Annotated in this window: 24 protein-coding genes; 16 read left to right on the forward strand and 8 right to left on the reverse strand. The window is 71.7% G+C overall.

All coding sequences use genetic code 11. From position 1 onward, the window contains the following. Position 1: 1 nt before the first annotated feature. On the forward strand, positions 2-1117 hold the full coding sequence (locus miv_RS18295) for an aldo/keto reductase (RefSeq protein WP_207178096.1): 1116 nt from the start codon (positions 2-4) through the stop codon (positions 1115-1117). Between the two features lie 112 nt (positions 1118-1229). After that, on the forward strand, positions 1230-1439 hold the full coding sequence (locus miv_RS18300; protein WP_058620422.1) for a hypothetical protein: 210 nt from the start codon (positions 1230-1232) through the stop codon (positions 1437-1439). 205 nt (positions 1440-1644) lie between these two features. On the opposite strand, the gene miv_RS18305 is transcribed toward miv_RS18300, so the two are convergent. Next, positions 1645-2568 carry an SDR family oxidoreductase gene (locus tag miv_RS18305; RefSeq protein ID WP_048461692.1) on the reverse strand — a complete coding sequence of 308 codons (924 nt, stop codon included), beginning with the start codon at positions 2566-2568 and terminating at the stop codon, positions 1645-1647. A 127-nt stretch (positions 2569-2695) separates the two neighbouring features. Between miv_RS18305 and miv_RS18310 the strand changes: the two genes are divergently transcribed. After that, a complete protein-coding gene (locus tag miv_RS18310; RefSeq protein ID WP_244276627.1) occupies positions 2696-3304 on the forward strand; it encodes a TetR/AcrR family transcriptional regulator in 609 nt (202 codons plus the stop codon). 13 nt (positions 3305-3317) lie between these two features. Here the strand turns inward: miv_RS18310 and miv_RS18315 are convergent, their stop codons facing one another. After that, a complete protein-coding gene (locus miv_RS18315) occupies positions 3318-4742 on the reverse strand; it encodes a pyridoxal phosphate-dependent decarboxylase family protein (RefSeq protein ID WP_207178098.1) in 1425 nt (474 codons plus the stop codon). A gap of 381 nt (positions 4743-5123) precedes the next feature. On the opposite strand from miv_RS18315, the gene miv_RS18320 reads away from it, so the two are divergent. The 3 genes from miv_RS18320 to miv_RS18330 all read left to right on the forward strand — a co-directional run bounded on the left by miv_RS18320 (position 5124) and on the right by miv_RS18330 (position 7991). Next, positions 5124-5447: a hypothetical protein gene (locus miv_RS18320; RefSeq protein WP_131800233.1), complete on the forward strand. Its 324-nt coding sequence runs from the start codon at positions 5124-5126 to the stop codon at positions 5445-5447. Positions 5448-5649: 202 nt separating this feature from the next. Further along, positions 5650-5916 (forward strand): hypothetical protein, encoded by a 267-nt coding sequence (locus miv_RS18325; RefSeq protein ID WP_058619665.1) that lies wholly within the window; start codon positions 5650-5652, stop codon positions 5914-5916. Between the two features lie 74 nt (positions 5917-5990). Then, on the forward strand, positions 5991-7991 hold the full coding sequence (locus miv_RS18330) for a PhoX family protein (RefSeq protein ID WP_207178100.1): 2001 nt from the start codon (positions 5991-5993) through the stop codon (positions 7989-7991). Between the two features lie 53 nt (positions 7992-8044). Here the strand turns inward: miv_RS18330 and miv_RS18335 are convergent, their stop codons facing one another. The 3 genes from miv_RS18335 to miv_RS18345 are packed head-to-tail and all read right to left on the reverse strand — an operon-like array spanning position 8045 to position 11833. Continuing rightward, positions 8045-10282, reverse strand: a complete 2238-nt coding sequence (locus miv_RS18335) for a xanthine dehydrogenase family protein molybdopterin-binding subunit (protein WP_058619663.1) — start codon at positions 10280-10282, stop codon at positions 8045-8047. Then, positions 10275-11330, reverse strand: coding sequence for an FAD binding domain-containing protein (locus miv_RS18340; RefSeq protein WP_207178102.1), 1056 nt, complete (start codon positions 11328-11330; stop codon positions 10275-10277). Before miv_RS18340 ends, miv_RS18335 begins: the two co-directional genes overlap by 8 nt. Further along, positions 11327-11833 carry a (2Fe-2S)-binding protein gene (locus miv_RS18345; protein WP_048430636.1) on the reverse strand — a complete coding sequence of 169 codons (507 nt, stop codon included), beginning with the start codon at positions 11831-11833 and terminating at the stop codon, positions 11327-11329. The genes miv_RS18340 and miv_RS18345 overlap by 4 nt, the downstream gene beginning before the upstream one ends. A gap of 163 nt (positions 11834-11996) precedes the next feature. Between miv_RS18345 and miv_RS18350 the strand changes: the two genes are divergently transcribed. Together miv_RS18350 and miv_RS18355 are read left to right on the forward strand one after the other, a co-directional pair. Further along, the gene (locus miv_RS18350) at positions 11997-12266 is read left to right on the forward strand and encodes a hypothetical protein (protein ID WP_207178104.1); all 270 of its coding nucleotides are present in this window, start codon (positions 11997-11999) and stop codon (positions 12264-12266) included. 179 nt (positions 12267-12445) lie between these two features. Further along, positions 12446-13405, forward strand: a complete 960-nt coding sequence (locus miv_RS18355) for a D-2-hydroxyacid dehydrogenase (RefSeq protein WP_207178106.1) — start codon at positions 12446-12448, stop codon at positions 13403-13405. A gap of 314 nt (positions 13406-13719) precedes the next feature. Here miv_RS18355 and miv_RS18360 read toward each other — a convergent pair whose 3' ends face one another. After that, entirely contained in the window at positions 13720-14139 is a 420-nt protein-coding gene (locus miv_RS18360) for a tellurite resistance TerB family protein (RefSeq protein ID WP_048430633.1), read from the reverse strand. Positions 14140-14718: 579 nt separating this feature from the next. Here miv_RS18360 and msuE point away from each other — a divergent pair. The 5 genes from msuE (at position 14719) to ssuD (ending at position 19298) form a co-directional block, all read left to right on the forward strand. Next, on the forward strand, positions 14719-15303 hold the full coding sequence (msuE, locus tag miv_RS18365) for an FMN reductase (protein WP_207178108.1): 585 nt from the start codon (positions 14719-14721) through the stop codon (positions 15301-15303). Beyond that, positions 15300-16256 carry an aliphatic sulfonate ABC transporter substrate-binding protein gene (locus miv_RS18370; RefSeq protein WP_207178110.1) on the forward strand — a complete coding sequence of 319 codons (957 nt, stop codon included), beginning with the start codon at positions 15300-15302 and terminating at the stop codon, positions 16254-16256. Before msuE ends, miv_RS18370 begins: the two co-directional genes overlap by 4 nt. Positions 16257-16263: 7 nt before the next feature. Next, on the forward strand, positions 16264-17049 hold the full coding sequence (gene ssuC, locus miv_RS18375; RefSeq protein ID WP_207178112.1) for an aliphatic sulfonate ABC transporter permease SsuC: 786 nt from the start codon (positions 16264-16266) through the stop codon (positions 17047-17049). A gap of 27 nt (positions 17050-17076) precedes the next feature. After that, positions 17077-17898: an ATP-binding cassette domain-containing protein gene (locus tag miv_RS18380; protein ID WP_207178123.1), complete on the forward strand. Its 822-nt coding sequence runs from the start codon at positions 17077-17079 to the stop codon at positions 17896-17898. Positions 17899-18134: 236 nt separating this feature from the next. Further along, on the forward strand, positions 18135-19298 hold the full coding sequence (gene ssuD, locus miv_RS18385) for an FMNH2-dependent alkanesulfonate monooxygenase (protein ID WP_048427322.1): 1164 nt from the start codon (positions 18135-18137) through the stop codon (positions 19296-19298). Between the two features lie 61 nt (positions 19299-19359). Here ssuD and miv_RS18390 read toward each other — a convergent pair whose 3' ends face one another. Beyond that, positions 19360-20037, reverse strand: coding sequence for a GntR family transcriptional regulator (locus miv_RS18390; protein WP_058617664.1), 678 nt, complete (start codon positions 20035-20037; stop codon positions 19360-19362). A 130-nt stretch (positions 20038-20167) separates the two neighbouring features. Here miv_RS18390 and miv_RS18395 point away from each other — a divergent pair, with 130 nt between their 5' ends. The 3 genes from miv_RS18395 to miv_RS18405 all read left to right on the forward strand — a co-directional run bounded on the left by miv_RS18395 (position 20168) and on the right by miv_RS18405 (position 23856). Continuing rightward, positions 20168-21583, forward strand: coding sequence for an FAD-binding oxidoreductase (locus tag miv_RS18395; protein WP_048427320.1), 1416 nt, complete (start codon positions 20168-20170; stop codon positions 21581-21583). Between the two features lie 63 nt (positions 21584-21646). Then, on the forward strand, positions 21647-22987 hold the full coding sequence (locus miv_RS18400) for an MFS transporter (RefSeq protein ID WP_207178126.1): 1341 nt from the start codon (positions 21647-21649) through the stop codon (positions 22985-22987). Continuing rightward, complete coding sequence (locus miv_RS18405) at positions 22984-23856, forward strand: isocitrate lyase/PEP mutase family protein (RefSeq protein ID WP_244748578.1); 873 nt, start codon at positions 22984-22986, stop codon at positions 23854-23856. The genes miv_RS18400 and miv_RS18405 overlap by 4 nt, the downstream gene beginning before the upstream one ends. 36 nt (positions 23857-23892) lie before the next feature. Here miv_RS18405 and miv_RS18410 read toward each other — a convergent pair whose 3' ends face one another. Continuing rightward, positions 23893-24261: a type II toxin-antitoxin system death-on-curing family toxin gene (locus miv_RS18410; RefSeq protein WP_244496589.1), complete on the reverse strand. Its 369-nt coding sequence runs from the start codon at positions 24259-24261 to the stop codon at positions 23893-23895. Between the last annotated feature and the right edge of the window lie 14 nt (positions 24262-24275).

Below are 24275 nucleotides of genomic sequence, written 5' to 3' on the forward strand. Positions count from 1 at the left end.
CATGGAACGTCGCAGCTTCCTGCAAGGTGCGGCCCTCGGGGCCGGTCTCGCGGTCTCCGGCTCCGCGGGGGCGGCCGTGAACGCCCCGCCCGCCCCGCTGCCCAACACGCGGCCCAACGACCCCGCCGACCTGCCGCTCGTCACCGATCCCGGCGAGCGCCGGGGCGAGATGCTCTACCGGCCCTTCGGGCGCACGGGCGAGACGATCTCGGCGATCGGCATGGGCGGCTTCCACCTCGGCAAATCCGCGGTGACCGATGCCGAGGCGACGCGGCTGATCCACGAAGGCGTCGACCGCGGCATCACCTTCATGGACAATTGCTGGGACTACAACGAGGGCCGCTCCGAGGAGCGGATGGGCATCGCCCTCGAGCAGGACGGCTATCGCAACAAGGTCTTCCTGATGTCCAAGATGGACGGGCGGACCAAGCAAGAGGCGATGAAGCAGATCGACCAGTCGCTGCGCCGCCTGCGCACCGACCGGATCGACCTCGTCCAGCACCACGAGATCCTGCGCTACGACGATCCCGACCGGGTCTTCGCCGAGGGCGGCGCCATGGAGGCGTTCCAGGAGGCCAAGAAGGCCGGCAAGCTGCGCTATATCGGCTTCACCGGCCACAAGGACCCGCGCATCCATCTGCAGATGCTCGAAGTGGCGGCCGAGCGCGGCTTCCACTTCGACTCCGTGCAGATGCCGCTCAACGTGATGGATGCGCATTTCCGCAGCTTCGGCCACCTCGTGCTGCCCTACCTCGTCCAGAACGGCATCGCGGCGCTCGCCATGAAGACGTTTGGCGACGGGGTGATCCTGAAGAGCGACGCACCGATCAAGCCGATCGAGTACCTGCACTTCTCGCTGAACCTCCAGACCTCGGTGGTCATCACCGGCATCCAGAACCAGCGCGACCTCGACCAGGCCTTCGAGGCGGTGAAGACCTTCAAGCCGATGGACAAGGCGACGGTGGCGGAATTGCTCGCCCGCAGCCGCCCCTACGCGCTGGAGGGCAAGTACGAGCTGTTCAAGACGAGCGCCACCTTCGACGGCACCGCCAAGAACGCCGCCTGGCTCGGCGAGGACGTGCCGGGAGTGAAGAAGCTCGCGCCCACGATGGAGTGAGGGCGGCGCGGTTTAAGACACAACCATGACGGCTGCCGGCGCGTTGACCCTGCGTCTTCCCGCCGGCAAGACTCCCGCCGGCAAGACTCCGTCGTCAAGGATGGCCGCCCCGATGACCGACACGCCTCCTCCCCACCGCGATCCCTCCGCCGAACTCCACACGATGAACGAGCGGCTGGCCGCCTGGGCCGCCTGTGCGGCGGAGGACAGCCCCCCCTTGATCGAGCGGTTCGAGGCGATGGGTTACGCGGTGCGGGGCAAGTCCCGCGAGGAGGTGGAGGCGGCTTTGCGCTCCCCGCCGGAGCGGCCGGGGCGGGGGTGAGCTGCGGCGAGCGAGCTTCCTCCCGCCATGCCCGGAGGGGACCGCACGACGTCGCGCCCCCGAACGAGGGGGGACGAAGCAGCTCCCCGAGGGAGTTCGGCGGGCCGTCCCTCGTGCCCCACCCCCTTCGCGGCACAGGCCGGAAGATTCGCGAAGGACGCCGCGCCGATCAGAGCGGCGGTGCCGAGGCGGACGAGGATCGGGGTCATCGGGCCTCCGGGAAGCGCATGCCGGCCAGGCGTTCGGACGTCTCCCACAGCCGCGCGGCGGCCGCCTCGTCCAGCGCCTGGACGGGGATCCGCGCCGGGCCGGGCGCACCCCGGGTCTCGCCGAGGCGCACCGGGCCGTAATACCCGCCCGCTTTCGCCGCGGGTGCGGTCGCGGCGTAGAGGGTCGGCAGCGCACCCTGCGCGACGGGCTGGAACAGGAACCACAGGAGGCTCCGCGCCAGGCCGGCCGCGCTGCGGGGCCCGGCGCCGTTCGGCAGCAGGTCGGTGCGGGCGATGCCCGGATGGGCGGCGACGCTGACGAGGCCCCAGCCGGCCGCATCGCTGCGGCGCTGGAGTTCGAGGGCGAACATCAGGCAGGCGAGCTTCGACTGGCTGTAGACCGCCATCGGCCGGTAGGCGCGCTCGGCCTGGAGGTCGTCGAAGGCGAGACGTCCGCTGCGGGCCGCGACGCTCGACAGCGACACGATCCGCGGGGCATCGGCCCGGCGCAGCAGCGGCAGCAGGCGCGCGGTGAGGGCGAAGTGGCCGAGATGGTTGGTGGCGAATTGCAGCTCGTGCCCGTCGGCGGAGACCTGCCGCGTCGGCGGGGCCATCACGGCGGCGTTGTTGATCAGGAGGTCGATCCGGTCGCGGCCTCCGGCCATCCGCTCGGCGAAGGCGGCGACCGAGGCGAGGCGTGCGAGATCGAGGAGCTCGAACGCGACCCGCGCCCCCGGTACCGTCTGCCGGATCCGGGCGAGCGCCGCCGCGCCCTTGTCAGGATTGCGACCGGCCACGATCACCTCCGCCCCGGCCCCGGCGAGCGCCAGGGCGTCCTCAAGGCCGAGGCCCCCGGTCCCGGTGACGATCGCGGTGCGTCCCGCCTGGGACGGAAGATCGGCCAGCGTCCAGCCCGACATGGTCGCGACTCCCTTTCACCGAGTGCATGATCGCACTCAGTGCAAATTTATTACTGCACCGGGTGCAGCTTCTCAAGGGGGGAGCGTCGTGCGAGAAGGCCGCATGGAGAGCGAGTCTGGACAGCCCGTGAGCCTGCGCGCGCGCAAGCGCCAGGAGACGCTGCGGCGGATCGCCGAGACCGGCCTGCGGCTGTTCGGCGAGCGCGGCTACGAGGCGACGACGCTCGACGCCATCGCGGAGGCCGCCGGCATCTCGCGCCGGACGTTCTTCTCCTACTTCCGGTCGAAGGAAGAGATCCTGCTGGACTGGCAGATGCGGGGTTTCAGCGCGCAGCTGCGCGAGGCAGTCCTGGCCCAGCCCGACGCGGCGCCGGTCGACGTCGTCCGGGGCGCCATGCTGCACCTCGTGGCGGGCATCCGCACCCAGGAATTCATCAGCATCGACCGGGTGCTGCGCGCGAACGAGACCCTGCAGGCGCGCAAGCAGGCGACTTACGGCTTGCACGAGCGGGCCTTGCACGAGGCCCTCGTCGAGCGCTGGCCGGACCCCGCCCGCAGCCAGGCCTTGCGCCTCGTCGCGATGGTCTCCCTCGGCGCGATGCGGCTGGCGATCGAGGCCTGGATCCAGGCCGGCGGCGACCGGGGCGCCGCCCCGTTCCTGGAAGAGGCCTTCGCGCAGGTCAGGGCCGAGATCTGTGGGCGCTCCGAAACGAATGGGGTGCCTTTCGCGCCGTGACCAGACCTTCAGCTTACCCCGCCCGCAACCCGGCGGCCAGTTCCCGCACCGCCGCCCACGCCGACATCACGTCCTCCCGGGTCGTCGTGGTCTGGCCGACCTGGAAGCGGATGACGAAGCGGTTCTCGTGGCGGGTCTGGGTCAGGTAGGTGCGGCCGTCGTCGTTGATGCGCTCGACGAGGCGGGCGTTCACCGCGTCGAGTTCGTCGGCCTCCACACCGGCAGGGGCGTAGCGGAAGCTGAACAGCGACAGGACCGGCGCCGAGGTCAGCTCGAAATCGGGATCGGCATCGATGATCTCCGCCAGCTCCCGCGCCCAGGCGACGTGGGCGCGGATCATGTCCCGCAGCGTCTCGACGCCGTAGGAGCGGATCACGAACCACAGCTTCAGGGCCCGGAAGCGGCGCCCCAGCGGGATCGACCACTCGTTGTAATCGACGACGCCGTCCCGGCCGAGCGTGCGCAGGTAGGCGGGGCGCAGGCCCAACGTGTCGGTCAGCGCCTTCGGGTCGCGGACGAAATGCGCCGAGCAGTCGAAATGAGTGAACAGCCACTTGTGCGGGTTGAACACCAGGCTGTCGGCCCGCTCCGCGCCGCGCATCAGGTCGCGGAATTCGGGGCAGATCATCGCGCTGCCGGCCCAGGCGGCATCCACATGGAGGAAGATCCCGTGCCGCTGCGCCACGGCGGCCACGGCGTCGATCGGATCGCAGGCGCCGATGCCGGTGCCGCCGAGGCAAGCGACGATGGCCGCCGGCACCATCCCCGCCTCGCGGTCGGCCCGGATCGCCGCGTCGAGGGCGTCCGGATCCATGCCGTGGAGCGGTCCGGTGACGGGGATACGCACCAGGTTGGCGTCGCCGATGCCGGCGATGCGCACCGCCTTTTCGACCGAGGAATGGACCTGCTGCGAGGCGTAGACCCGCACCGTGGGCCCGCCGGCCAGCCCCTGCGCGTTGCCGGCAAAGCCGAGCGCCCGCTCCCGGGCGGTGAGGAGGGCGGCCAGCGTCGCACCCGAGGCCGAATCCTGGATCACGCCGGAAAAGTCCTGGGGCAGGCCGATCATCTGGCGCAGCCAGTCCATCACCCGGGTCTCGAGTTCGGTCGCCGCCGGCGAGGTCTGCCAGAGCATGCACTGCGCCGCGAGGGCCGCGGTGACGAACTCCGCCACCAGGGAGGGCGGGCTGGCATTGGCCGGGAAATAGGCGAAGAAGCGCGGATGTTGCCAATGGGTCATGCCCGGCATTACCACCCGGTCGAGATCGGCGAAGATCGCCTCCATCGGCTCGCCCGCGGTCGGGGGAGCCTCGGGCAACTGGCGGAAGATCTCGCCCGGGGCGACCTGCGCCCGCACCGGCCGCTCGCCGACACCTTCGAGGTAATCCACCGACCAGTCGGCGGCCCGGTGCGCCCAGGCCCGAAACGTCTCGTCGTCCATCGCGTCCGCGCTCCTCCCGCCGGCCCGGTCTTCCGGTGCCCGGACGGGGTCTAGCAGGTTTCGCGGGACGCGCCTCCCCGCGTCGCGCCGAGCGCGACAATCGAGGGCGAGGCCGAGGCAGCAGGCGCTCGCTTCCCGACAGTCGATCGCTCGATCGATCCACTTGAGCGCCCCGCCGAAACATGCGACGCTCAATCGAGTCGTATCTATTTACGGTTGATTAACCATAAAATCGGTTGAGGTGCCGCTTCCCGGTGAAAGGCGGTGCCAGTCACGGGGTGCGCAACTGGAATTGCAACCGACATCATGAATTGTCGATAGTCTTTTCACGTTTTCTTATATCGCAATGATGGCACATGAGACGGGAACGCGAGGAGCGCGATGTTCGGACGACGCACCGGGACGAGACCGTCGGGCAGGCTGGTCCAGCGCCATGTCCGGGTGAACTGCGGCGGGACGGACCAGGATACCTGCCTGATCTATCTCGAAGACGAGCTGGTCTCGCGGCTGGTGCGCCTGCAGCCCGGCACCGCTCCGGTTCCCGAGCAACGCCACCGATGGCGCGTGGACGAGACCTACGGCCCCTGCGCGACCCTCGCCAGGGCTCCCCTCTTCGACACGCCCGACGCGGTGATCGACTGGATCGCCCGCCGCCTGCCCTTCCCGGCCCCGAAGCCCTGGCTGGACCCGCACCTGCTGCCGTGAGGCACGGCCGGAGCGGATGCGACCGCGACGACTCCGATAGGCCCCGTCAAGCGAAAGCCTTTCGGCGCGCCTTGCGGGTGCGGCGGCGCACGCCGTCCCGGACCGAACGAGCCTAGATCCGACCCATGCCGCTCAGGCCCCGCCATGCCCCCGTGGGACGCTGGCATGCGAGACGCCGGGACGCTGCGGCAGGAGGCTCGTCATGATCCGCTTCGCCACCGCCGCGGTCGCAACCGCCCTCGTCGCCCTGCCCGTCGCGGCCCTCGCCAATGGCGGCGACCGGGAGCCGGCCGGGGGCGCCTTCATGAGCAGCTACGTCACCGCCCCCGACGCGACCCTTCGCTCGCCCGCCGAAGCGCGCCCGCTGGACCGGCCGGCGCCCTGGTCGACGCCCGGGATCGCCGGACCCGAGACCACCGGGTCCGTGCGCGCCCTCCCGGCCCGCACGCGGACGCGGACGCACCGCTGAACGCCGTCATCCGGTCGCCATGGTCCGTCGGGTAGGCTCTCGTTTTGCATGACAGGGAGCGCCGAGGGGACCCGATGACGCAGCCATCGCTGAACCGTTCGCAGCAGGCCGAGGCGGCCGAGGATGCCGGCTCGAATCCGAGCCCGAACCCGACCCTCGGCGAGGTCGTGGCCCGGCGCTTCGACCGGCGCGCGGTGCTGCGCGGAGGTTTGGCCGGAGGTCTTGCCGGGAGTCTTGCCGGAAGCCTGGCGGTCTCGGCGATCTCGGCGACGCTCGTCCCCCGGGCGGTCGCAGCGGCGACACCGGAGACCTTCCCGTTCCGCGAATTGCCGGCCGGCGCCGACGAGCGCCACCACGTCGCCGAGGGCCACGACGCCGAGGTGCTGATCCGCTGGGGCGATCCCGTTCTGCCCGGCGCCCCGGCCTTCGACCCGCACCGGCAGAGTGCCGCCGCGCAGGCGCAGCAATTCGGCTACAACAACGATTTTCTGGGCTTCTTTCCCCTGCCCGGCGCGAGCGATCCGGCCGGCCACGGCCTCCTCGTCGTCAACCACGAATACACGAACGAGGAACTGATGTTCCCCGGCCTCGGCCGGCAGGACGGCAAGGCGGCCTTCGCCGGCATGAACCGCGACCTCGTCGAGATCGAGATGGCGGCCCATGGCGGCTCGGTGATCGAGGTGAAGCGCGAGGACGGGCGCTGGCGGGTGGTGCCGGACTCTCGCTACGCCCGCCGCATCACCGCCATGACCCCGATGCGGCTGTCCGGCCCCGCCGCCGGCTCGGCCCGCCTGCGCACCGGTGCCGACCCGGAGGGGACGACGGTTCTCGGCATGCTCAACAACTGCGCCGGCGGCGTCACGCCCTGGGGCACCTGGCTGACCTGCGAGGAGAACGTCAACTACTACTTCCAGGGGCGGCTGCCCGAGGGCTCGGCGGAGGCCCGCAACCACAAGCGCCTCGGCCTGCCGGGCAACCTCTACGGCTGGGCCCGCTTCCACGAGCGCTTCGACCTCGGAAAGGAGCCCAACGAGCCCAACCGCTTCGGCTGGGTGGTGGAGATCGATCCGTTCGATCCGACGAGCGTGCCGGTGAAGCGCACCGCCATGGGCCGCTTCAAGCACGAGGGCGCGGCGGGCGCGATGGCGAAGGATGGTCGCTACGTCGTGTTCCAGGGCGACGACGAGCGCTTCGACTACGTCTACCGCTTCGTCACCAAGGATCCGGTGAACACGGCCGACCGCTCCGCCAACCGCGACATCCTCGACCACGGCACGCTTTTCGTCGCCCGCTTCGAGGCCGATGGGCGCGGTGCCTGGCTGCCGATCGTGTTCGGGCAGGGGCCGCTGACGCCGGAGAACGGCTTTCGCGATCAGGCCGACCTGCTGATCGAGACCCGCCGGGCCGCCGACCTCCTCGGCGCCACCAAGATGGACCGGCCGGAGGACGTCGAGGCCAACCCGAAGACCGGCAAGGTCTACGTGATGCTGACCAACAACACCCGCCGCAAGGCCGACCAGGTCGACGCCGCGAATCCGCGGCCGGACAACCGCTTCGGCCACATCGTCGAGCTCTCGCCCGAGGGCGGCGACTTCGCGGCCGAGGCCTTCGCCTGGGAGGTGCTGGTGCGCTGCGGCGACCCGTCGGTCGCGGCGGTGGGCGCCACCTTCTCGTCGGCGACCACGAAGGACGGCTGGTTCGGCATGCCGGACAATTGCGCGGTCGACGGAGAGGGCCGCCTCTGGGTCGCCACCGACGGCAACTCGCCCTCGAAGACCGGCCGCGCCGACGGCATCTGGGCGATGGAGACGCAAGGCCCCGGCCGCGGCACCGCCAAGCACTTCTTCCAGGTGCCGATGGGAGCCGAGATGTGCGGCCCCTACTTCACCCCCGACGACACCACCTTCTTCGTCGCCGTCCAGCATCCCGGCGAGGCCGACGAGGAGGACCCGACCGCGCAGCCGGCCACCTTCGAGAATCCGGCGACCCGCTGGCCCGACTTCGACCCCGCCCTGCCGCCGCGCCCGGCGGTGGTGGCGATCACGAAACGGGGCGGGGGCAAGGTCGGGACGTAGAAGGACCCGGGCCGCCCGACCCCTTCCCCTCTGCGGGGAAGGGGTCACGGCGCCTACAGCAGCTTGTCCAGCGTCACCGGCAGCGTTCTCACTCGCGTCCCCGTCGCGTGCCAGATCGCGTTGACGATCGCCCCGGCGCTTCCCGTGACGCCGATCTCGCCCACCCCCTTGATGCCGAGCGGGTTGACGTGGGGGTCCTCCTCCTCGACCAGGATCGCCTCCAGCGAGGGCACGTCGGCATTCACCGGGACGTGGTACTCGGCGAGGTTGGCGTTCATCGGCCGGCCGGTGCGCGGGTCCATCACCGCCTGCTCGTGCAGGGCGAAGGAGACGCCCCAGATCATCCCGCCGTAATACTGGCTGCGCACCAGGCGCGGGTTGATGATCCGACCGGCCGCGAAGGCGCCGACGAGGCGCGTCGCCCGGATCTGGCCGAGATCGGGATCGACCGTCACCTCGGCGAAGACCGCGCCGTGGGCGTGCATGGCGTAATGCTCCCGCGCCGCGTCGGGCCCGGCCGCGCCCTTGCCTTCCACGGCGTCCTTCCCGGCCCGGGACAGGATGTCGGTGAAGGCTTCGGACCGGCTCTCGTCGTCGCGCCGCACCAGGCGGCCGCCGCGGGCGATCACCCCGGCATTGCCGGCGCCGTAGAGGGGCGAGCGCTGGTCCTGCGTCGCCAGCGCGGAGAGCTGCGCGATCGCATCCGTTGCCGCCCCCTTGATCGCCGTGCCGGCGGTGGCGGTGTGGGCCGAGCCGCCGGCGATGCCGCCGTTCGGCAGGTCCGAGGTGCCGATGCGGAAATCGATCGCGTCGATGGGAAGGCCGAGTTCTTCCGCGGCGATCTGGGCGAGCGCGGTCCAGGCCCCCTGCCCCATGTCGATGGCGCCGATCGCCACCGAGGCCTCGCCGGTGGCCCTCACCACCGCCCGCGCCTCGGCCTGGAACATCAGGGCCGGGAAGGTCGCGGTGCCGACGCCCCAGCCGACGAGGAGCCCGTTCGCGTCGCGCATCTGCCGCGGCGCCAGCGGTCGCCTGCTCCACCCGAAGGCCGCCGCGCCCTGGGCGTAGCATTCCCGCAGCGCCTTCGAGGAGAAGGGCTTGCCGGAGGCCGGCTCGGTCTCGGCGTAGTTGCGCAGGCGGAAGTCCAGCGGATCCATCCCGCAGGCCTCCGCCATCTCGTCGATGGCGGCCTCCAGAGCCGCGCTGCCCGAGGCCTCCCCGGGCGCACGCATGAAGAGCGGCGTTCCGGTATCGAGCCGCACCGCGCGGTGGCGCGTAGCCAAAGCCGGCGCGGCGTAGAGCGTGTGCGAGACGCCGCCGCTCGGCTCGATGAAGTCGTCGAAGGTGCTGGTCGCCGTGAGCGTCTCGTGGTCGAGGGCGGTCAGCGCTCCGTCCGCGCCCGCGCCGAGGCGCAGGGTCTGGCGGGTCGGGGCGCGGTGGCCGACCGGGCCGAACATCTGGGGGCGGCTCATCACGAGCTTGACAGGCCGGCCGACGAGGCGGGCCGCCATGATGCCGAGCACCTGGGGACCCGCGATCATGCCCTTGGAGCCGAAACCGCCGCCGAGGAACGGGCTGCGGATGTGGATGTCCGACGGAGCGATGCCGAACAGGCCGGCGATGCGCCCTTGCGCCATCGCCAGCCCCTGCGAGGGCATGTCGAGATCGAGCCGGTCGCCGTCCCAGGTGGCGACGACGGCGTGGGGCTCCATGGCGTTGTGGTACTGGGCGGGCGTCTCGTAGGTCGCCGCGACGGTGTGCGCCGCACCGGCCAGCCCGGCCGCGACGTCGCCCGTCTCCATGTCGGCCGGGTCGCCGACGCCGATCGCCGCCGGCGTGAAGGGCTCCGCCGCATCGAGCCCGACCGCCGGGGTCTCGACCTCGTAGGCCGGATCGAGCAGGGCGGCGCCCTCGGTCGCGGCCTCCAGCGTCTCGGCGATCACCACCGCGACCGGCTGGTTGGCGTAGCGCACGCGGTCGTCCTGCAGGAGGTCGAGCCGGAAGGTGAAGCCGTCGTGCTTCTCGTCCGGGTGCTGAGCCAGCACCGGCTTGTTGTCCGGCGTCATCACCGCGACGACGCCGGGATGGTTCTTCGCCGCCGCGACGTCGAGGCGGGTGACCCGGCCCCGGGCGATGCGGCTCACCGCCATCACGGCGTAGAGCATCCCGGGCGGGTGGTGGTCGGCGGCGTAGGGAGCGGCGCCCGTCACCTTCAGGATCCCGTCCCGGCGGGTGAGCGGCTGGCCGAGATTCGAACCGTGGCGGATCGGGCGGGGAGCGGTCTCAGGCATGCGCGGCCTCCGGGGCGGGGGCGAGGACGGAACCCGGCAGCGCCGGCAGGCGCGCGGGCGTGCCGGCGGCGGCGGCGGTGAGCGCCCGCACCACGAGGCGGCGGGCGAGCTCGATCTTGAAGGCGTTGTCGCCGGAGGGTTTGGCGTCGGCGAGCGCGGCCTCCGCCGCCGCCCGGAAGGCGGTGGCGTCGGGCGCGCGGCCGGCCAGCAGGCCTTCCGCTGCCTTGGCCCGCCAGGGCTTGAGCGCGACGCCGCCGAGGGCGAGCCGCGCCTCGGCGATGCGCCCGTCCTCGATCCGCAAGGCCGCCGCCGCCGAGACCACCGCGAAGGCGTAGGAGGTGCGGTCGCGGACCTTGAGGTAGCGGCTGTGGCCGGCGAAGGCGACGGCCTCCGGCGGCAGGACGAGCGCGGTGATCAGTTCGCCTGGCTCCAGCACCGTCTCGCGCTCCGGCGCATCGCCCGGCAGGCGGTGGAAGGATTCGAGCGGGACGAGGCGGGTGCCGGCGGGCCCGGCGATCTCGACGCCCGCGTCCAAAGCCACCAGAGGTACGCAGAAATCCGACGGGTGGGTGGCGATGCAGGCCTCGCTCCAGCCGAGGACCGCGTGGAGGCGCGTCTCGCCGCCGACGGCATCGCAGCCGCTGCCGGGCCGGCGCTTGTTGCAGGCGCTGCCCGGGTCGGTGAAGTAGGGGCAGCGGGTGCGCTGCATCACGTTGCCGGCGGCGGTCGCCGCGTTGCGCAACTGCGCCGAGGCACCGGAGAGGAGCGCCTCGGCCACCGCGGGATAGGCCTTGGCGAAGGCGGGATCGTGCGCGAGGTCGCTGTTGCGGGCGAGCGCGCCTATGCGCAAGCCGCCGTCGTCCCGCCGCTCGACCGCCGCGAGGCCGGGCAGCCGGGTGATGTCGACGAGGCGGGTGGGACGGGCGACGCCGCCCTTCATCAGGTCGAGGAGGTTGGTGCCGGCGGCGAGATAGGCCGCGCCGGGCGCGGACCCCGCCGCGACCGCCCCGGCGACGTCGGTCGCGCGGACATACTCGAACGGGATCATGCCGCCTCTCCCCGACGCGGGGTCTCGTGCTGGCTCAGGGCGTTCTGGGCCTCCAGCACCGCCTCGGTGATGCCCGCATAGGCGCCGCAGCGGCACAGGTTGCCGCTCATCGCCTCGCGCACCCGCTCGGGATCGTCGCCGGCCTGCGCCTCGCGGATCAGCCCGACCGCGCTCATGATCTGGCCCGGGGTGCAGAATCCGCACTGGAACCCGTCATGGGCGATGAAGGCCTCCTGCACCGGGTGCAGGCGGTCGCCCTCGGCCAGGCCCTCGATGGTCAGGATCTCCGACCCGTCGAGGCTGACGGCCAAAGCGAGGCAGGAATTGATCCGCCTGCCGTCGACCAGCACCGTGCAGGCGCCGCACTGGCCGCGGTCGCAGCCCTTCTTGGCCCCGGTGAGATGCAGGCCCTCGCGCAGGAGGTCGAGCAGGGTCACGCGCGGGTCCGGGATCGGAATCGTGCGTCTCGTGCCGTTCACCGTCAGGACGATGTCGAAGCTCATGCGTCGGCCTCCAGGCTAGACGGGCTCCAAACTAATCTGGGTCGCCGCATCGCCCAGATGCGGCCGCGTGCGGCAGCGCACATGTCGCAGCGAACCTTTTGCCGGCACGACGGTTGACGCTGCGAAACCGCCCAGCGGTCCCCTTTGATTGACAGGTACTGAGATGAAGACCCGCCTCGCCCTCGCGGCCGCCCTGCTGACCGTCGCCGCCGCCCCCGCCTTCGCCCAGGGCGGCTCGCCCTACAACCGCTCCGGCTCGCAGGCCGGCGGCCCGCTCGGCGGCATCGAGCGCGCCTACGGCGCCCCGGGCGGTGCGCCGGCCGTCGACAGCACCGGCAGCGTCGTCGTCTATCCGCGGGACGAGCGCGGCGTGCTCGTCCGCGAGGTGCCCCCGGGCTACGCCCCGGCCGCGCCGTACGTCTACGGCCGCTGATCGAGCCGAGCTCCCGTTCCGCCCCGTTCGGGAGCCCGCTCTCGCGCGTCGTGAAGCCCGTCCCCGCGCGAGCGGGGGCGGGCTTTTTCGCATGCGTGGCGTTCTGCCTTGCCTCGGGGACGGACCCGGTGTGAACTCGAGCGGCCCCGCTTCCACCGCAGGATCCGAGCCGCCCGCCGATGACCGCTCCCTCCAGCCCGATCGTCCTCGCTCACGCCGCCTACCGCCTCGGCGACGCCTACCGGGCGGCGGGTGCGCCCCAGCCCTTCGTCGAGGTGCGCGACGTCGCCGCCCTCGAGGAAGCGGTGGCGGGGGCCGAGGTCCTGGTGGTCTCGGGGCTGTGGCGGCACAGCCTGCTGGAGCGGGCGCCGCGCCTGCGCTTCGTCCAGTCGGTCAGCGCCGGTACCGACCAGTTCCCTAAGGAGGCGTTGCGCGAGCGCGGTATCCGGCTCGCCAGCGCGCAGGGCGGCAACGAGCGTGCGGTGGCCGAGCACGCGCTCGCGCTGATGCTCGGCCTCACCCGCCGCCTGCCCGAGGCCCTGCGGAACCAGGCCGCCGCGACCTGGCGGCCGATGATCGCCGACCCGGCGAGGCGCGAACAGGAACTCGGCGGCCGGACCCTCCTGGTGATCGGGCTCGGGCGCATCGGCACCCGCATCGCCCGGCTGGGCCAGGCCTTCGACATGCGGGTGATCGGCCTGCGACGGCGCCCGCTCGAAGCGGGCGATCCGGTCGAAGCGGTCTTTTCTCCGGATCGGCTGCACGAGGCTCTTAAAGAGGCCGACGTGGTGGCGCTCGCCTGCCCGCTGACGCCGGAGACCGAACATCTCATCGACGCGGCGGCGATCGGAGCGATGAAGCCGGGCGCGCTCCTGATCAACGTCGCCCGCGGCCGGGTGGTCGACCAGGACGCGCTCGCCCGCGCGCTCACCGAGGGCCGGATCGCCGGTGCCGGCCTCGACTGCTTCCGGGAGGAGCCGCTGCCCGCCGACGCCCCGTTCTGGCGGATGCCGAACGTGATCGTCACGCCCCACAGCGCCGGCGAGACCGGCCTCTACGAGGGCCGGGTGATCGCGCTGCTCATCGAGAATCTCGGGCGGCTGCGGCGGGGGGAGGAATTGGTGAACCCGGTGGTGTGAGGATTGCGCGGCGGCAGACAGTCACCCGCAATCCGCAATGGCGCGGCAGGGCGTGCGCATCCCTCCTCTCCCCGCGGGCGGGGAGAGGGCCGTGTCCCCCTTGTCGGGGACACGGCAAGCCCACGGGGCGAGGGTGAGGGGGTGTTTCCGGAAAAGCCTCGCTCGGCAAGACCCCCTCACCCTCGCTCCGGCTTCGCCTGCGCTCACTTCACCCACGACAAGGGGGGTGAAGTCCTCTCCCCGCCCGCGGGGAGAGGGGAAAATCCGCGCCTATCCCGGAAACCGGCGGATCACGTCGCGCCCGCCCCCTCCCCTCACCGGTCCAGCACCGCCCGGTCGTTCTTCGCCACCAGGGCCTTGAAGTACGGGGTCAGCTCCTGCTCGGACAGGCCGAAGGCCTCGGCGAATTGCAGGATCAGGCGCTGCTCGCCCGGCTCGGCCTCGCCGTCCGCCATGGCGCTGTCGATCATGTTGAGCACGATGCAGAGCCGCTGGTCCGGGCGCAGGCGGGGCGCCGCGTCGGCCAGGAACTGCGCCGGCTGGGTGGCGCGGGCGTAGCGGACGGCGGATTCGAGGTGCTGGCGCGTGGTGTGGCGGCCGAGCACCGACATCAGATGGCCGACCTCCTCCGGGTCGATCTCGCCGTCGGAGCCCATGCAGTAGATCAGCGAGACCGCGAGGCAGGTCCGCGGCGTGAGGTCGAGCGAGGTCTGCGACTTGAACATGTTGAACATCGTCGGGGGCCCCTGGCAAGGTGCTCTGGCACTGTGTCGAGTCGGTTCGGCTGAAACGATCCGTCAGCGCAGGCGGTCGATTACCCCAATGCCGTGCCGGTGTCGATCATCGCGAGCCTGGTCGAGTCAGAGTATTTTTACACCGTCCGGTCTTATTTTTGCCGGCTGACACTCCATATAGCGGATCTCCATTACCACTTACGTTCGTGGATCGGATTTAATCCCGATTCCATACTCGCGCCCATACCCGCGTCGCGCGATCGGGCCGGTCTCGGTGCGCCACATCCGTCGGATCCGCCGATCCGGGACCCGCATGGCGACCACGCCCGTTCCGGCCTCGTCCGGTCGAGCATGGCGGCCCGTCGCCACGGCGCGGCGTCGCCGTTCCAGATTTCGAGCGGAGGGAAACCGTATTTTCTCCCGCACATCGTCGCCGTGGCAAGAACAACTCTTGCTATACAGTCATTTGAAATCTCATTTCATTGACTGATCTCGGGCCCGGCCGCATCGTAGAGGCATCAGCACGGGGGCGGGACGCCCCGGCCGTGCCGCCCTCCTTAAGCATCGGATCGGACCTCCATGACGCGCCTGCGCCTCGTCGGCTTCTCCGCCAACATCCAGCGGCCCTCGAAGACCCGCACCCTGGTCGAGGCGATCGCCGCCGAGGCCGCCGTGCGGCTGCCGGTCGAGGTGCGGATCTTCGACCTCGTCGATGCCGGCCCCGGCCTCGGCGGCGCGCTCTCCCGCGACCAGCTCTCGCTGCCGGCCCGGCGCATCGTCGAGGCGGTGGAGGAGGCCGACGCCCTCGTGGTCGGCACCCCCGTCTACAAGGGCGCCTATACGGGCCTGTTCAAGCACCTGTTCGACCTCGTGGCGCCGGAGGCGCTCGCCGGCACGCCGGTGGCGCTCGCCGCCACCGGCGGCGGCCCGCGCCACGCGCTGGTGGTCGAGCATTCCTTGCGCCCGCTCTTCGGCTTCTTCACCGCGCTGACCGTCCCGACGGCGGTCTACGCGTCCGATCCCGACTTCCGCGACGGCGGCCTCGACTCCCCGTTGATCCGCCAGCGGGTGGCGGAGGCCGGGGATCAGCTCGCGACGCTGGCCGGCGCCCGCGCCGCCGCTGCCGCCGCGCCCCTCGCCCGCGTCGCCGGGGGCGCCCGGTGATCGACCGGCGCACGCTTCTCGCAGCGGCTCTGGCCGGTACCGCCCTGCCGGTCGCTCGACCGGCCTCGGCCGCCGGCTCCGACACCCTGCGCATCGGCTACCAGAAGAACGGCATCCTGGTCGTCGCCAAGCAGCAGGGGGTGATCGAGGCGCGGTTGAAGCCCCTCGGCGTCGCCGTCGCCTGGGTCGAGTTCTCGTTCGGCCCACCGCTCCTCGAGGCGATCAGCTTAGGCGCCATCGATCTCGGCCAGACCGGCGACGCACCGCCGGTCTTCGCCCAGGCCGCGGGCGGCCCGATCGCCTACGTGGCGGCCCAGGAGGCCGCGGGCTCGGGCGCGGCGGTGCTGGTGCAGAAGGATTCTTCGATCCGCACCCTCGCGGATCTGAGGGGCAAGCGCGTCGCCTTCGCCAAGGCGTCGAGCGCCCACAACCTCACCATCGCGGCCCTGGAGAAGGCGGGGCTGACCTACCGCGACATCGAGCCGGTGACCCTGGCGCCGGCCGACGCCGCGGCGGCCTTCGCCCGCGGCAGCGTCGATGCCTGGACGATCTGGGATCCGTACTTCGCCATCGCGGAGATGCAGCCCACGACCCGGGTGCTGGCGCTCGCCACCGATATCGCCAAGCCCAACAACTTCTTCCTCGCCCACAAGTCCGTCGTGGCCGAGCGCGGCCCGGTGCTCGACGCCGCGCTCGACGCGCTCGCCAGCGTGGCGCGCTGGTGCGAGGCCAACCGCGGCGAGGTGGCCGCCCTCCTCTCCAAGGGCACCGGCGTGCCGCTCGCCGCGACCCGCCGGGCGGTCGACCGCACCGACTACGCCATCGGTCCGATGACACCGAGCGCGGTGGCCGAGCAGCAGCGCGTCGCCGACCGCTTCCACGCGCTCGCGCTGATCCCGCGGCCGATCCGGATCGCCGACGCGCTGCGCACTCCCGTCTCCCAGAACGGCTGACCTCGCCATGCCCGCCCTCCCCTCCCCTGCCGCCGCGGCGCAGCGCCTCGCCCCCTGGCTCCTGCCGGCCGCGATCCTCGTCGGCTGGCAGATCGCCGGCTCGGCCGGGCTGGTCTCGACCCGGCTGATGCCCGCCCCCCTCGACGTCGCCGCGGCCGGCTGGCGGCTCGCCGAGACCGGCGAGCTCTGGACCAATCTCGGCGTCAGCTTCCTGCGGGCCGCGGCCGGCTTCCTGATCGGCGGCGGCATCGGCTTCGGCTTAGGCCTCGCCAATGGCTTGTCGCGCCTGTCGGACCGGCTCACCGACACCACCGTGCAGATGATCCGCAACATCCCGCACCTGTCGCTGATCCCGCTCGTCATCCTGTGGTTCGGCATCGGCGAGGAGGCCAAGCTCTTCCTGGTGGCGCTCGGCGTGTTCTTCCCGATCTACGCCAACACCCTGCACGGCATCCGCTCGGTCGATCCGCAGCTCATCGAGATGGGCCGGATCTACGGCATGTCGAAGCCCGAGCTGTTCTGGCGCGTGGTGCTGCCCGGCGCCCTGCCGTCGGTCTTCGTCGGCCTGCGCTACGCGCTCGGGATCATGTGGCTGACCCTCATCGTCGCCGAGACGATCTCGGCCTCGTCGGGGCTGGGCTACATGGCGATGCAGGCGCGCGAGTTCATGCTGGTCGACGTCGTGGTGCTGGCGATCCTGATCTACGCGCTGCTCGGCAAGGTCGCCGACCTCGCGACCCGCCGGCTCGAGCGCGCCTGCCTCGCCTGGAACCCCGCCTACCGCGCCGCCTGACCCCCATTCGCGCCCAGGATCACCCCCATGTTCGCCAGCACCCTGCGCCGGTTCGAGGGCGCTCCCGCCGCCCGCACGGCCCTGCGCCGCGAGGCCGTCGACCGCGAGATCGCCCGCGACCGGAGCACGGCCGGCCTCGGCCTGACCCTGCGCGGCCTGTCCAAGAGCTTCGACGGCGGCAGGCCGGTCATCGACGGGCTCGACCTGCACATCCCGGCCGGCCAGTTCGTCGCCGTGGTCGGGCGCTCGGGCTGCGGCAAGTCCACCCTGCTGCGCCTGATCCTCGGCCTCGACGCGCCGAGCGCCGGCCGCGTCGCGGTGGAAGGCGGGGACACCCCGCGCCGGATCATGTTCCAGGAGCCGCGCCTCCTGCCCTGGGCGAGCGTCCTCGACAACGTCGCGGTCGGCCTGCGCGGCGGCACGGCGGCGGAGCGCAAGACGCGGGCCGCCTCGGCGCTCCGCGAGGTCGGCCTCGCCGAGAAGGCGGAGCAATGGCCCGCCACCCTCTCGGGCGGCCAGCGCCAGCGGGTGGCGCTCGCCCGCGCCCTCGTCAGCCGGCCGGGGCTTCTCGCCCTCGACGAGCCGCTGGGCGCCCTCGACGCGCTGACCCGCATCGACATGCAGGCGATGATCGAGCGGATCTGGCGCGCGCAAGGCTTCACCGCGCTCCTCGTCACCCACGACGTCGCCGAGGCGGTGGCGCTCGCCGACCGCATCCTCGTCGTCGAATCCGGCCGCATCGCCCTCGACGTGCCCGTCACGGTCCCCCGCCCGCGCCGGCGCGGCGACCCGGACCTGGCGGCCCTGGAGGGGCGCATCCTCGATCACCTGCTGGATGGGCGGGGCTGACGGATCGTTCATCGAACAATCCGACGAGATGCCAGCTTCGCCCCACCCGCAACCTCATCCTGAGGTGCGAACGAAGTGAGCCTCGAAGGAGGGCTCCAGAAGCCACTGTGCTTCCTGGAGACCTCCTTCGAGGTCAGTCGATGTTCAATCGACCGACACCTCAGGATGAGGTTGCGGGTTGGAAAACTCGATCACTGCCGCCGAACAGGCGCACTCTCATTCCCCGGAGTTCCCCCATGACCGGCCAGACCGACGTCCTCTGGTTCCTGCCCACCCACGGCGACGGCCGCTATCTCGGCGCCCAGGAAGGCGCGCGGGCCGTCACCCTGCCCTACCTGCGCCAGATCGCCCAGGCCGCGGACGAGCTCGGCTATTTCGGCGTGCTGCTGCCGACCGGGCGCTCCTGCGAGGATTCCTGGGTCGTCGCCTCGGCGCTGGCGCCGCTCACGCAGCGCCTGCGCTTCCTGGTGGCGGTGCGGCCCGGCCTGCAACTGCCCTCGACCGCCGCCCGCATGGCCGCGACCCTCGACCGGATCTCGGACGGGCGGCTCCTCATCAACGTAGTGACGGGCGGCGATCCGGTGGAGCTGCGCGGCGACGGCGTGTTCCTGTCCCACGACGAGCGCTACGCCGTGACCGACGAATTCCTGCGTGTCTGGCGCGGGCTCCTCTCCGGCGAGACCGTGACCTACCGGGGCGAGCACCTGCAGGTGGAGGAGGGCCGGCTGATCTTCCCGCCGGTCCAGAAGCCCTACCCGCCGCTCTATTTCGGCGGCTCGTCGCCGGCCGGGATCGAGGTCGCGGCCGAGCATTGCGACGTCTATCTGACCTGGGGCGAGCCCCCGGCCGGGGTGGCGGAGAAGATCGCCCGGGCCCGCGAGGCGGCCGACAAGCGCGGAAAAACCTTCTCGTACGGCATCCGCCTGCACGTCATCGTGCGCGAGACCGAATCCGCGGCCTGGGAGGCGGCCGAATCGCTGATCTCGCGCCTCGACGACGCCACCATCGCCAAGGCGCAGGCGACCCTGGCGCGCCAGGATTCCGTCGGCCAGAGCCGGATGATGCAGCTCCATGGCGGCCGGCGCGACAAGCTGGTGGTGTCGCCGAACCTCTGGGCCGGCGTCGGCCTGGTGCGGGGCGGGGCCGGCACCGCGCTCGTCGGCTCGCCCGATCAGGTCGCCGACCGGATGAAGGAATACATCGATCTGGGCATCGACCGCTTCATCCTCTCCGGCTACCCGCACCTGGAGGAGGCCTACCGCTTCGCCGAGCTGGTCTTCCCCAAGCTCCCCTTGCGCGGCACCACCGGCCGGGCGGCGACGAACGCCCGCAACGACGGCCCGTTCGGCGAGGTGATCGCCAACGACATCGTGCCGGGGCGGAGCGTGTCGGCGCATTGAGGGATGGCGCACGCCCCGCCCGGGGCGGGCCGCCGCGACCGGCGGGCGCAGCCGCCGGCCCCTACGCGCCGCGCACCCGGATCGCCTCGCGGTAGACCGCGGCGGAGCGCAGGATGTGGCGGCCGAGGATCGCCAGCAGGGCCTCCGCCTCGCCCGCCGCGAAATGCCCGATCATCGCCGCGTGCTCGGCAAACGAGGTGTCCTGCTCATGCAGGCGCGGCACCGAGAGATGGGCGCGCAAGGCCGCCACCTGCCAGGCGATGGATTCGTAGGCCTTCGCCAGGTAGGCGTTGCCGCAATGATGGAAGAAGCTGGCGTGGAAGACGGTGTCGGCGCGGGCATAGGCGCGGCCGTCGCCGCCCCGGCGCGCCTGCTCCATCGCCCCTTGCGCCGCCCGCAGGCCGGCGAGTGCCGCCTCCGGGGCGACCGCGAGGCCGAGCCGGACCGCCTCGCTCTCGAGCATCAGCCGGAACGCCGCGAGCTGGTCGACGTCGTCGGGCGAGGGATCGAACACGAACGTGCCCTTCTTCGGCACGATCACCACCAGCCCCTGCGCCTGGAGCCGCGTCAGGGCCTCGCGCATCGGGGTACGGCTCACCCCCATGGCGAGGCCGACCCCATCCTCCGGCAGGGCCTGGCCGAAGGCGAGTTCCGCATTCACGATGGCGTCCCGGATCCGCTCCTCGACGGCGGCGGAGAGCGACTTCGGAACCGTGAGATCGAGCTGGATCGGGGGCATGCCGGCTTATCGCACAGCCCCGTCCCATCCGCGACCGATCCTTCTATTGTATCCAAGGTACAATATGCTTGATCGACGCAGCCGATTGCTGCACGGTCCGGCGCAACGATCGGATCGCCGGGAGGGCGTCATGGAAGGAAGCATCGCGGCTCGTCCGCTCCGGGCGGGCCTGCCGGATACGCTGGTGCGGGCCCTGACCGACCTCCTCGGCGAGCGCTTCACCCGGAGCCTGCCCGAGCGCGAGCATCACGGACGCGACGAGTCCTACCACCCGACATGCCCGCCCGAGGCGGTGTGCTACGCCCTCTCGACCGACGAGGTATCGGGCATCGTGCGCGCCTGCGCCGGCCACCGGGTCCCGGTGATCCCATTCGGCGGCGGCACCTCGCTGGAGGGCCACGTCGCGGCGTTGCAGGGCGGCGTCTGCCTCGATCTGAGCCGCATGACCCGCATCGTTGCGGTGCGGGCCGACGACCTCGACGCGACGGTGGAGGCCGGGGTCACCCGCCAGCAGCTCAACGCGCACCTGCGCGACACCGGCCTGTTCTTTCCCGTCGATCCCGGCGGCGAGAGCACGCTCGGCGGCATGGCGGCGACCCGGGCGTCGGGCACCAACGCGGTGCGCTACGGCACGATGAAGGACAACGTCGTGTCCCTCACCGCCGTGATGGCGGACGGCACGGTGATCCGCACCGGCTCGCGGGCGCGCAAATCCTCGGCCGGCTACGACCTGACCCGGCTGCTGGTCGGCTCGGAGGGCACGCTCGGCATCGTCACCGAACTGACGGTGCGGCTCCACGGCATCCCGGAGGCGGTCGCGGCCTCCGTCTGCGCCTTTCCGAGCGTCGAGGCGGCGGTGGCCACCGTGGTCGAGATCGTCCAGTGCGGCGTGCCGATCGCCCGGGTCGAGCTTCTCGATCCCGTCACCATCGCGGCGGTGAACCGCCACTCGGGGACCGCGCTCGCCGAGATGCCGACCCTGTTCATGGAGTTCCACGGGACGCAGGCCGGGACCGCCGAGCAGATGGCGCTGGTGGGCGCGCTCGCCGAAGGGAACGGCGCGCTCGGCTTCGAGACCGCCGCCGATGCCGACGCCCGGGCCCGGCTATGGCGGGCGCGCCACGACGTGCATTACGCGGTCCAGGCCCTGCGCCCCAACGGCCGGGTCTGGAGCACCGACGTCTGCGTGCCGATCGCCAGCCTGCCGCGCTGCCTTGCCGAGACCCGGGCGGACATCGCCGGCGCCTCGTTCCCGATCACCACGGTCGGCCATGTCGGCGACGGCAATTTCCATCTCGGCCTGATCGTCGATCCGTCGAGCGAGGCGGAGCTGGCGGAAGCCGCCGCGATCAACGACCGGCTGGTGCGCCGCGCCATCGCGATGGAGGGCACCTGCACCGGCGAGCACGGCATCGGCTCGGGCAAGATCAAGTTCATGGAGCTGGAGCACGGGGCGGCGATCGGGGTGATGCGGGCGATCAAGCGGGCGCTCGACCCCCTCGGCATCCTCAATCCAGGCAAGGTCCTGCCGGGCGAGGCGGACTGAACGCCGACGCCCGCGCGAGCCGCGACACAACAATCACCACAACAAACGAAGGGGAAACGCCCGATGACACCCGCCGTCGCCTCACCGCCCTCGGAGACCGAGGCCGCCGTCGCCACCGCCCGGCGCCGCTTGGTGCCGTTCCTGGTGCTGATGTACCTGCTCGCCTATCTCGACCGCGCCAACGTGGCGTATGCCAAGCAGGCGCTCCAGCTCTCGACCGGGATCACGGAGGCGGCCTTCGCCTTCGCGGCCGGCATCTTCTTCGTCGGCTACGCGGTGTTCGAATTGCCGAGCAACCTGATCCTGCACCGGGTTGGGGCGCGGGTCTGGCTGTCGCGCATCATGGTGACCTGGGGGCTGCTCGCCGCCGCCATGGCCTTCGTGCACGGCGACACCTCGTTCGCGGTGCTGCGGGTGCTGCTCGGCATCGCCGAGGCCGGCTTCTTCCCGGGCGTGCTGCTCTACCTGACCTACTGGTTCCCGGCCAAGGAGCGGGCCCAGATCCTCGGCCTGTTCTACCTGAGCCAGCCGCTCTGCTTCATCCTCGGCGGGCCGATCTCGGGGCTCCTCCTCGACATGCACGGCGCCTTCGGCCTGGAGGGCTGGCAGCTGATGTTCCTGGTCGAGGGCCTGGCCGCCTCGCTCGTCGGCGTGTGGGCCTATGTCTACCTCACCGACCGGCCCCGCGACGCCGCCTGGATGCCGGCCCGCCAGCAGGCGGCCCTGGAAGCCTCGATCGCCACCGAGAATGCCGCCAAGTCGGCGCACGGCGCGGTCCATCTCGGGGCGATCTTCCGCAACCCGCTGCTGGCGCATTTCGCGCTCACCTACTTCTCGATCGCGATCTGCGGCTACGGCATCGCCTTCTACCTGCCGGCGCAGGTGAGCGCGCTGCTCGGCACCAAGATCGGCCTCGGCGTGACCCTCGTCACCAGCATCCCGTGGCTCTGCGCCTTCGCGGTCAGCGCGTTCTGGCCGGGCCTCGCCCAGCGCAGCGGGCGCCGGCGGACCTTCGCGGTCGTCTCGCTCCTCTGCGCCGGCCTCGGCATGATCGCGTCCGGCTACCTGCCGCCGCTGGTCGCCGTGCTGGCGCTCTGCGTCTCGGTCGCCGGGCTGATCAGCGCCCAGCCGATCTTCTGGACCTTCCCGATGGGGTATTTCGGCGGCGCCGCGGCGGCCGGCGGCATCGCGGTCATCAACGCGATCGGCAATCTCGGCGGCTTCGTGGCCCCCAACCTCAAGGTCGCGGCCGAGGGCTGGGCCGGCACCGGCCTCGCCGGCCTGTGGGTGATCGGCGGCGGCGCGCTCCTCGCCTCGCTCCTCGTCGCGCTGATCCCGGCCCGGGCCGAGCTCAAGGACGAGGCCCGCACCGATGCCGTCTCCTCCAAGGGGGCGCTGGCATGACGGCGCAAAACAGCCCCGCCGCCCGGCTGCGCGCCGGGATGGCGCAGGGCATCGTCATGGCGCCGGGCGCGGCGGATGCCCTGACGGCCCGCCTCGTCGAGCGGGCCGGCTTCCCGGCGGTCTACATGACGGGGTTCGGCGCCACGGCCGCCCGGCTCGGCCTGCCCGATCTCGGCCTGATGTCGCAGACCGAGATGACCGAGCATGCCCGGATCATGACCCGGGCGGTGACCATCCCGGTCGTCGCCGACGCCGATACCGGCTATGGCGGGCCGGCCAACATCCACCGCACGGTGCGCGAGCACGTCCAGGCCGGGGTGGCGGCGATCCACCTGGAGGACCAGGTGGCGCCGAAGCGCTGCGGCCAGCTCGCCGGCATCCGCCTCGTCGATGCCGAGGAGAACGCCCGGCGGCTCGCCTGCGCCCTCGAGGCGCGGGGCGAGGACGACCTCCTGATCATCGGCCGCACCGACGCGCTGCCGGCGATGGGCCTCGACGAGGCGGTCCGCCGGGCCGCCCTCTACGCGCAGGCGGGGGTGGACCTCGTCTTCGTCGACGGGGTCAAGCGCGTCGCCGAGGTCGAGGCGATCGCCCGCGCCGTGCCGGGGCCGAAGGTGGTATCGATCGTCGACGGCACCGAGGCGGTGGCGCTGACGGCCGCCGACCTCCAGGCGATGGGCTTCAGCCTCGCCTTCTACGCGCTCAGCGCCCTCTTCTCGGCCGTGCGGGCGATGGAGGAGACCCTGGCGGTCCTTCGGCGCGACGGTACGCCGAGCGGTCGCGCCGACGCCATGACGAGCTACGGCGCCTTCGCGGATCTGGTCGATCTCGCCGGGCACCAGGCGCGGGCGGACCGGTTCGGGGGGTGAGGGTCGTTCACGAGATCTGCCAAGACGATCCCTCGACTACGGAGGCCCCGACGCGAAGTGTCGGATCCAGGCGATGATCTCCTCCTCCGTCATCTCCCCGGCTGCGATGGCGGTCCAGGTCTGAACAACGGCCTCGTCTGACGCGCTCAGTTCGTACCCATTGAGCGCGAGAAAAAGCTCGGTCACCACAGCCGATACACGTTTGTTTCCATCCAAGAAGCCATGATTACGAGCCAACCCGAACGCGTAGCACGCTGCGAGTTCGCAGATATTGCGGCAGCCGCCGAGATCGGGACGGTTTCGAGGCCGATCCAGAGCCGATTCGAGCATCGCCCTGTCTCGAATTCCTACGGCACCGCCATGCTCGGCGAGCTGCTCGTCATGAATGGCGAGGACGACGTCCACTCCGACCCAACACG

The sequence above is a fragment of the Methylobacterium indicum genome, assembly GCF_017347565.1.
GTDB classification, from domain to species: Bacteria; Pseudomonadota; Alphaproteobacteria; order Rhizobiales; family Beijerinckiaceae; genus Methylobacterium; species Methylobacterium indicum.

Bases quoted from the DNA above. Each gene is read 5' to 3' on its own strand.
- miv_RS18305 (WP_048461692.1), bottom strand. From the start codon at position 2,568: ATGTCGGGCTGGACGCTGGCCGATCTTCCGTCCCAGGCGGGACGCACC.
- miv_RS18320 (WP_131800233.1), top strand. From the start codon at position 5,124: ATGTTCGGACGACGCACCGGGACGAGACCGTCGGGCAGGCTGGTCCAG.
- miv_RS18360 (WP_048430633.1), bottom strand. From the start codon at position 14,139: ATGTTCAACATGTTCAAGTCGCAGACCTCGCTCGACCTCACGCCGCGG.
- miv_RS18380 (WP_207178123.1), top strand. From the start codon at position 17,077: ATGTTCGCCAGCACCCTGCGCCGGTTCGAGGGCGCTCCCGCCGCCCGC.
- msuE (WP_207178108.1), top strand. From the start codon at position 14,719: ATGACGCGCCTGCGCCTCGTCGGCTTCTCCGCCAACATCCAGCGGCCC.
- miv_RS18295 (WP_207178096.1), top strand. From the start codon at position 2: ATGGAACGTCGCAGCTTCCTGCAAGGTGCGGCCCTCGGGGCCGGTCTC.
- ssuC (WP_207178112.1), top strand. From the start codon at position 16,264: ATGCCCGCCCTCCCCTCCCCTGCCGCCGCGGCGCAGCGCCTCGCCCCC.
- miv_RS18350 (WP_207178104.1), top strand. From the start codon at position 11,997: ATGAAGACCCGCCTCGCCCTCGCGGCCGCCCTGCTGACCGTCGCCGCC.
- miv_RS18405 (WP_244748578.1), top strand. From the start codon at position 22,984: ATGACGGCGCAAAACAGCCCCGCCGCCCGGCTGCGCGCCGGGATGGCG.
- ssuD (WP_048427322.1), top strand. From the start codon at position 18,135: ATGACCGGCCAGACCGACGTCCTCTGGTTCCTGCCCACCCACGGCGAC.
- miv_RS18300 (WP_058620422.1), top strand. From the start codon at position 1,230: ATGACCGACACGCCTCCTCCCCACCGCGATCCCTCCGCCGAACTCCAC.
- miv_RS18390 (WP_058617664.1), bottom strand. From the start codon at position 20,037: ATGCCCCCGATCCAGCTCGATCTCACGGTTCCGAAGTCGCTCTCCGCC.
- miv_RS18315 (WP_207178098.1), bottom strand. From the start codon at position 4,742: ATGGACGACGAGACGTTTCGGGCCTGGGCGCACCGGGCCGCCGACTGG.
- miv_RS18400 (WP_207178126.1), top strand. From the start codon at position 21,647: ATGACACCCGCCGTCGCCTCACCGCCCTCGGAGACCGAGGCCGCCGTC.
- miv_RS18395 (WP_048427320.1), top strand. From the start codon at position 20,168: ATGGAAGGAAGCATCGCGGCTCGTCCGCTCCGGGCGGGCCTGCCGGAT.
- miv_RS18325 (WP_058619665.1), top strand. From the start codon at position 5,650: ATGATCCGCTTCGCCACCGCCGCGGTCGCAACCGCCCTCGTCGCCCTG.
- miv_RS18345 (WP_048430636.1), bottom strand. From the start codon at position 11,833: ATGAGCTTCGACATCGTCCTGACGGTGAACGGCACGAGACGCACGATT.
- miv_RS18335 (WP_058619663.1), bottom strand. From the start codon at position 10,282: ATGCCTGAGACCGCTCCCCGCCCGATCCGCCACGGTTCGAATCTCGGC.
- miv_RS18340 (WP_207178102.1), bottom strand. From the start codon at position 11,330: ATGATCCCGTTCGAGTATGTCCGCGCGACCGACGTCGCCGGGGCGGTC.
- miv_RS18330 (WP_207178100.1), top strand. From the start codon at position 5,991: ATGACGCAGCCATCGCTGAACCGTTCGCAGCAGGCCGAGGCGGCCGAG.
- miv_RS18355 (WP_207178106.1), top strand. From the start codon at position 12,446: ATGACCGCTCCCTCCAGCCCGATCGTCCTCGCTCACGCCGCCTACCGC.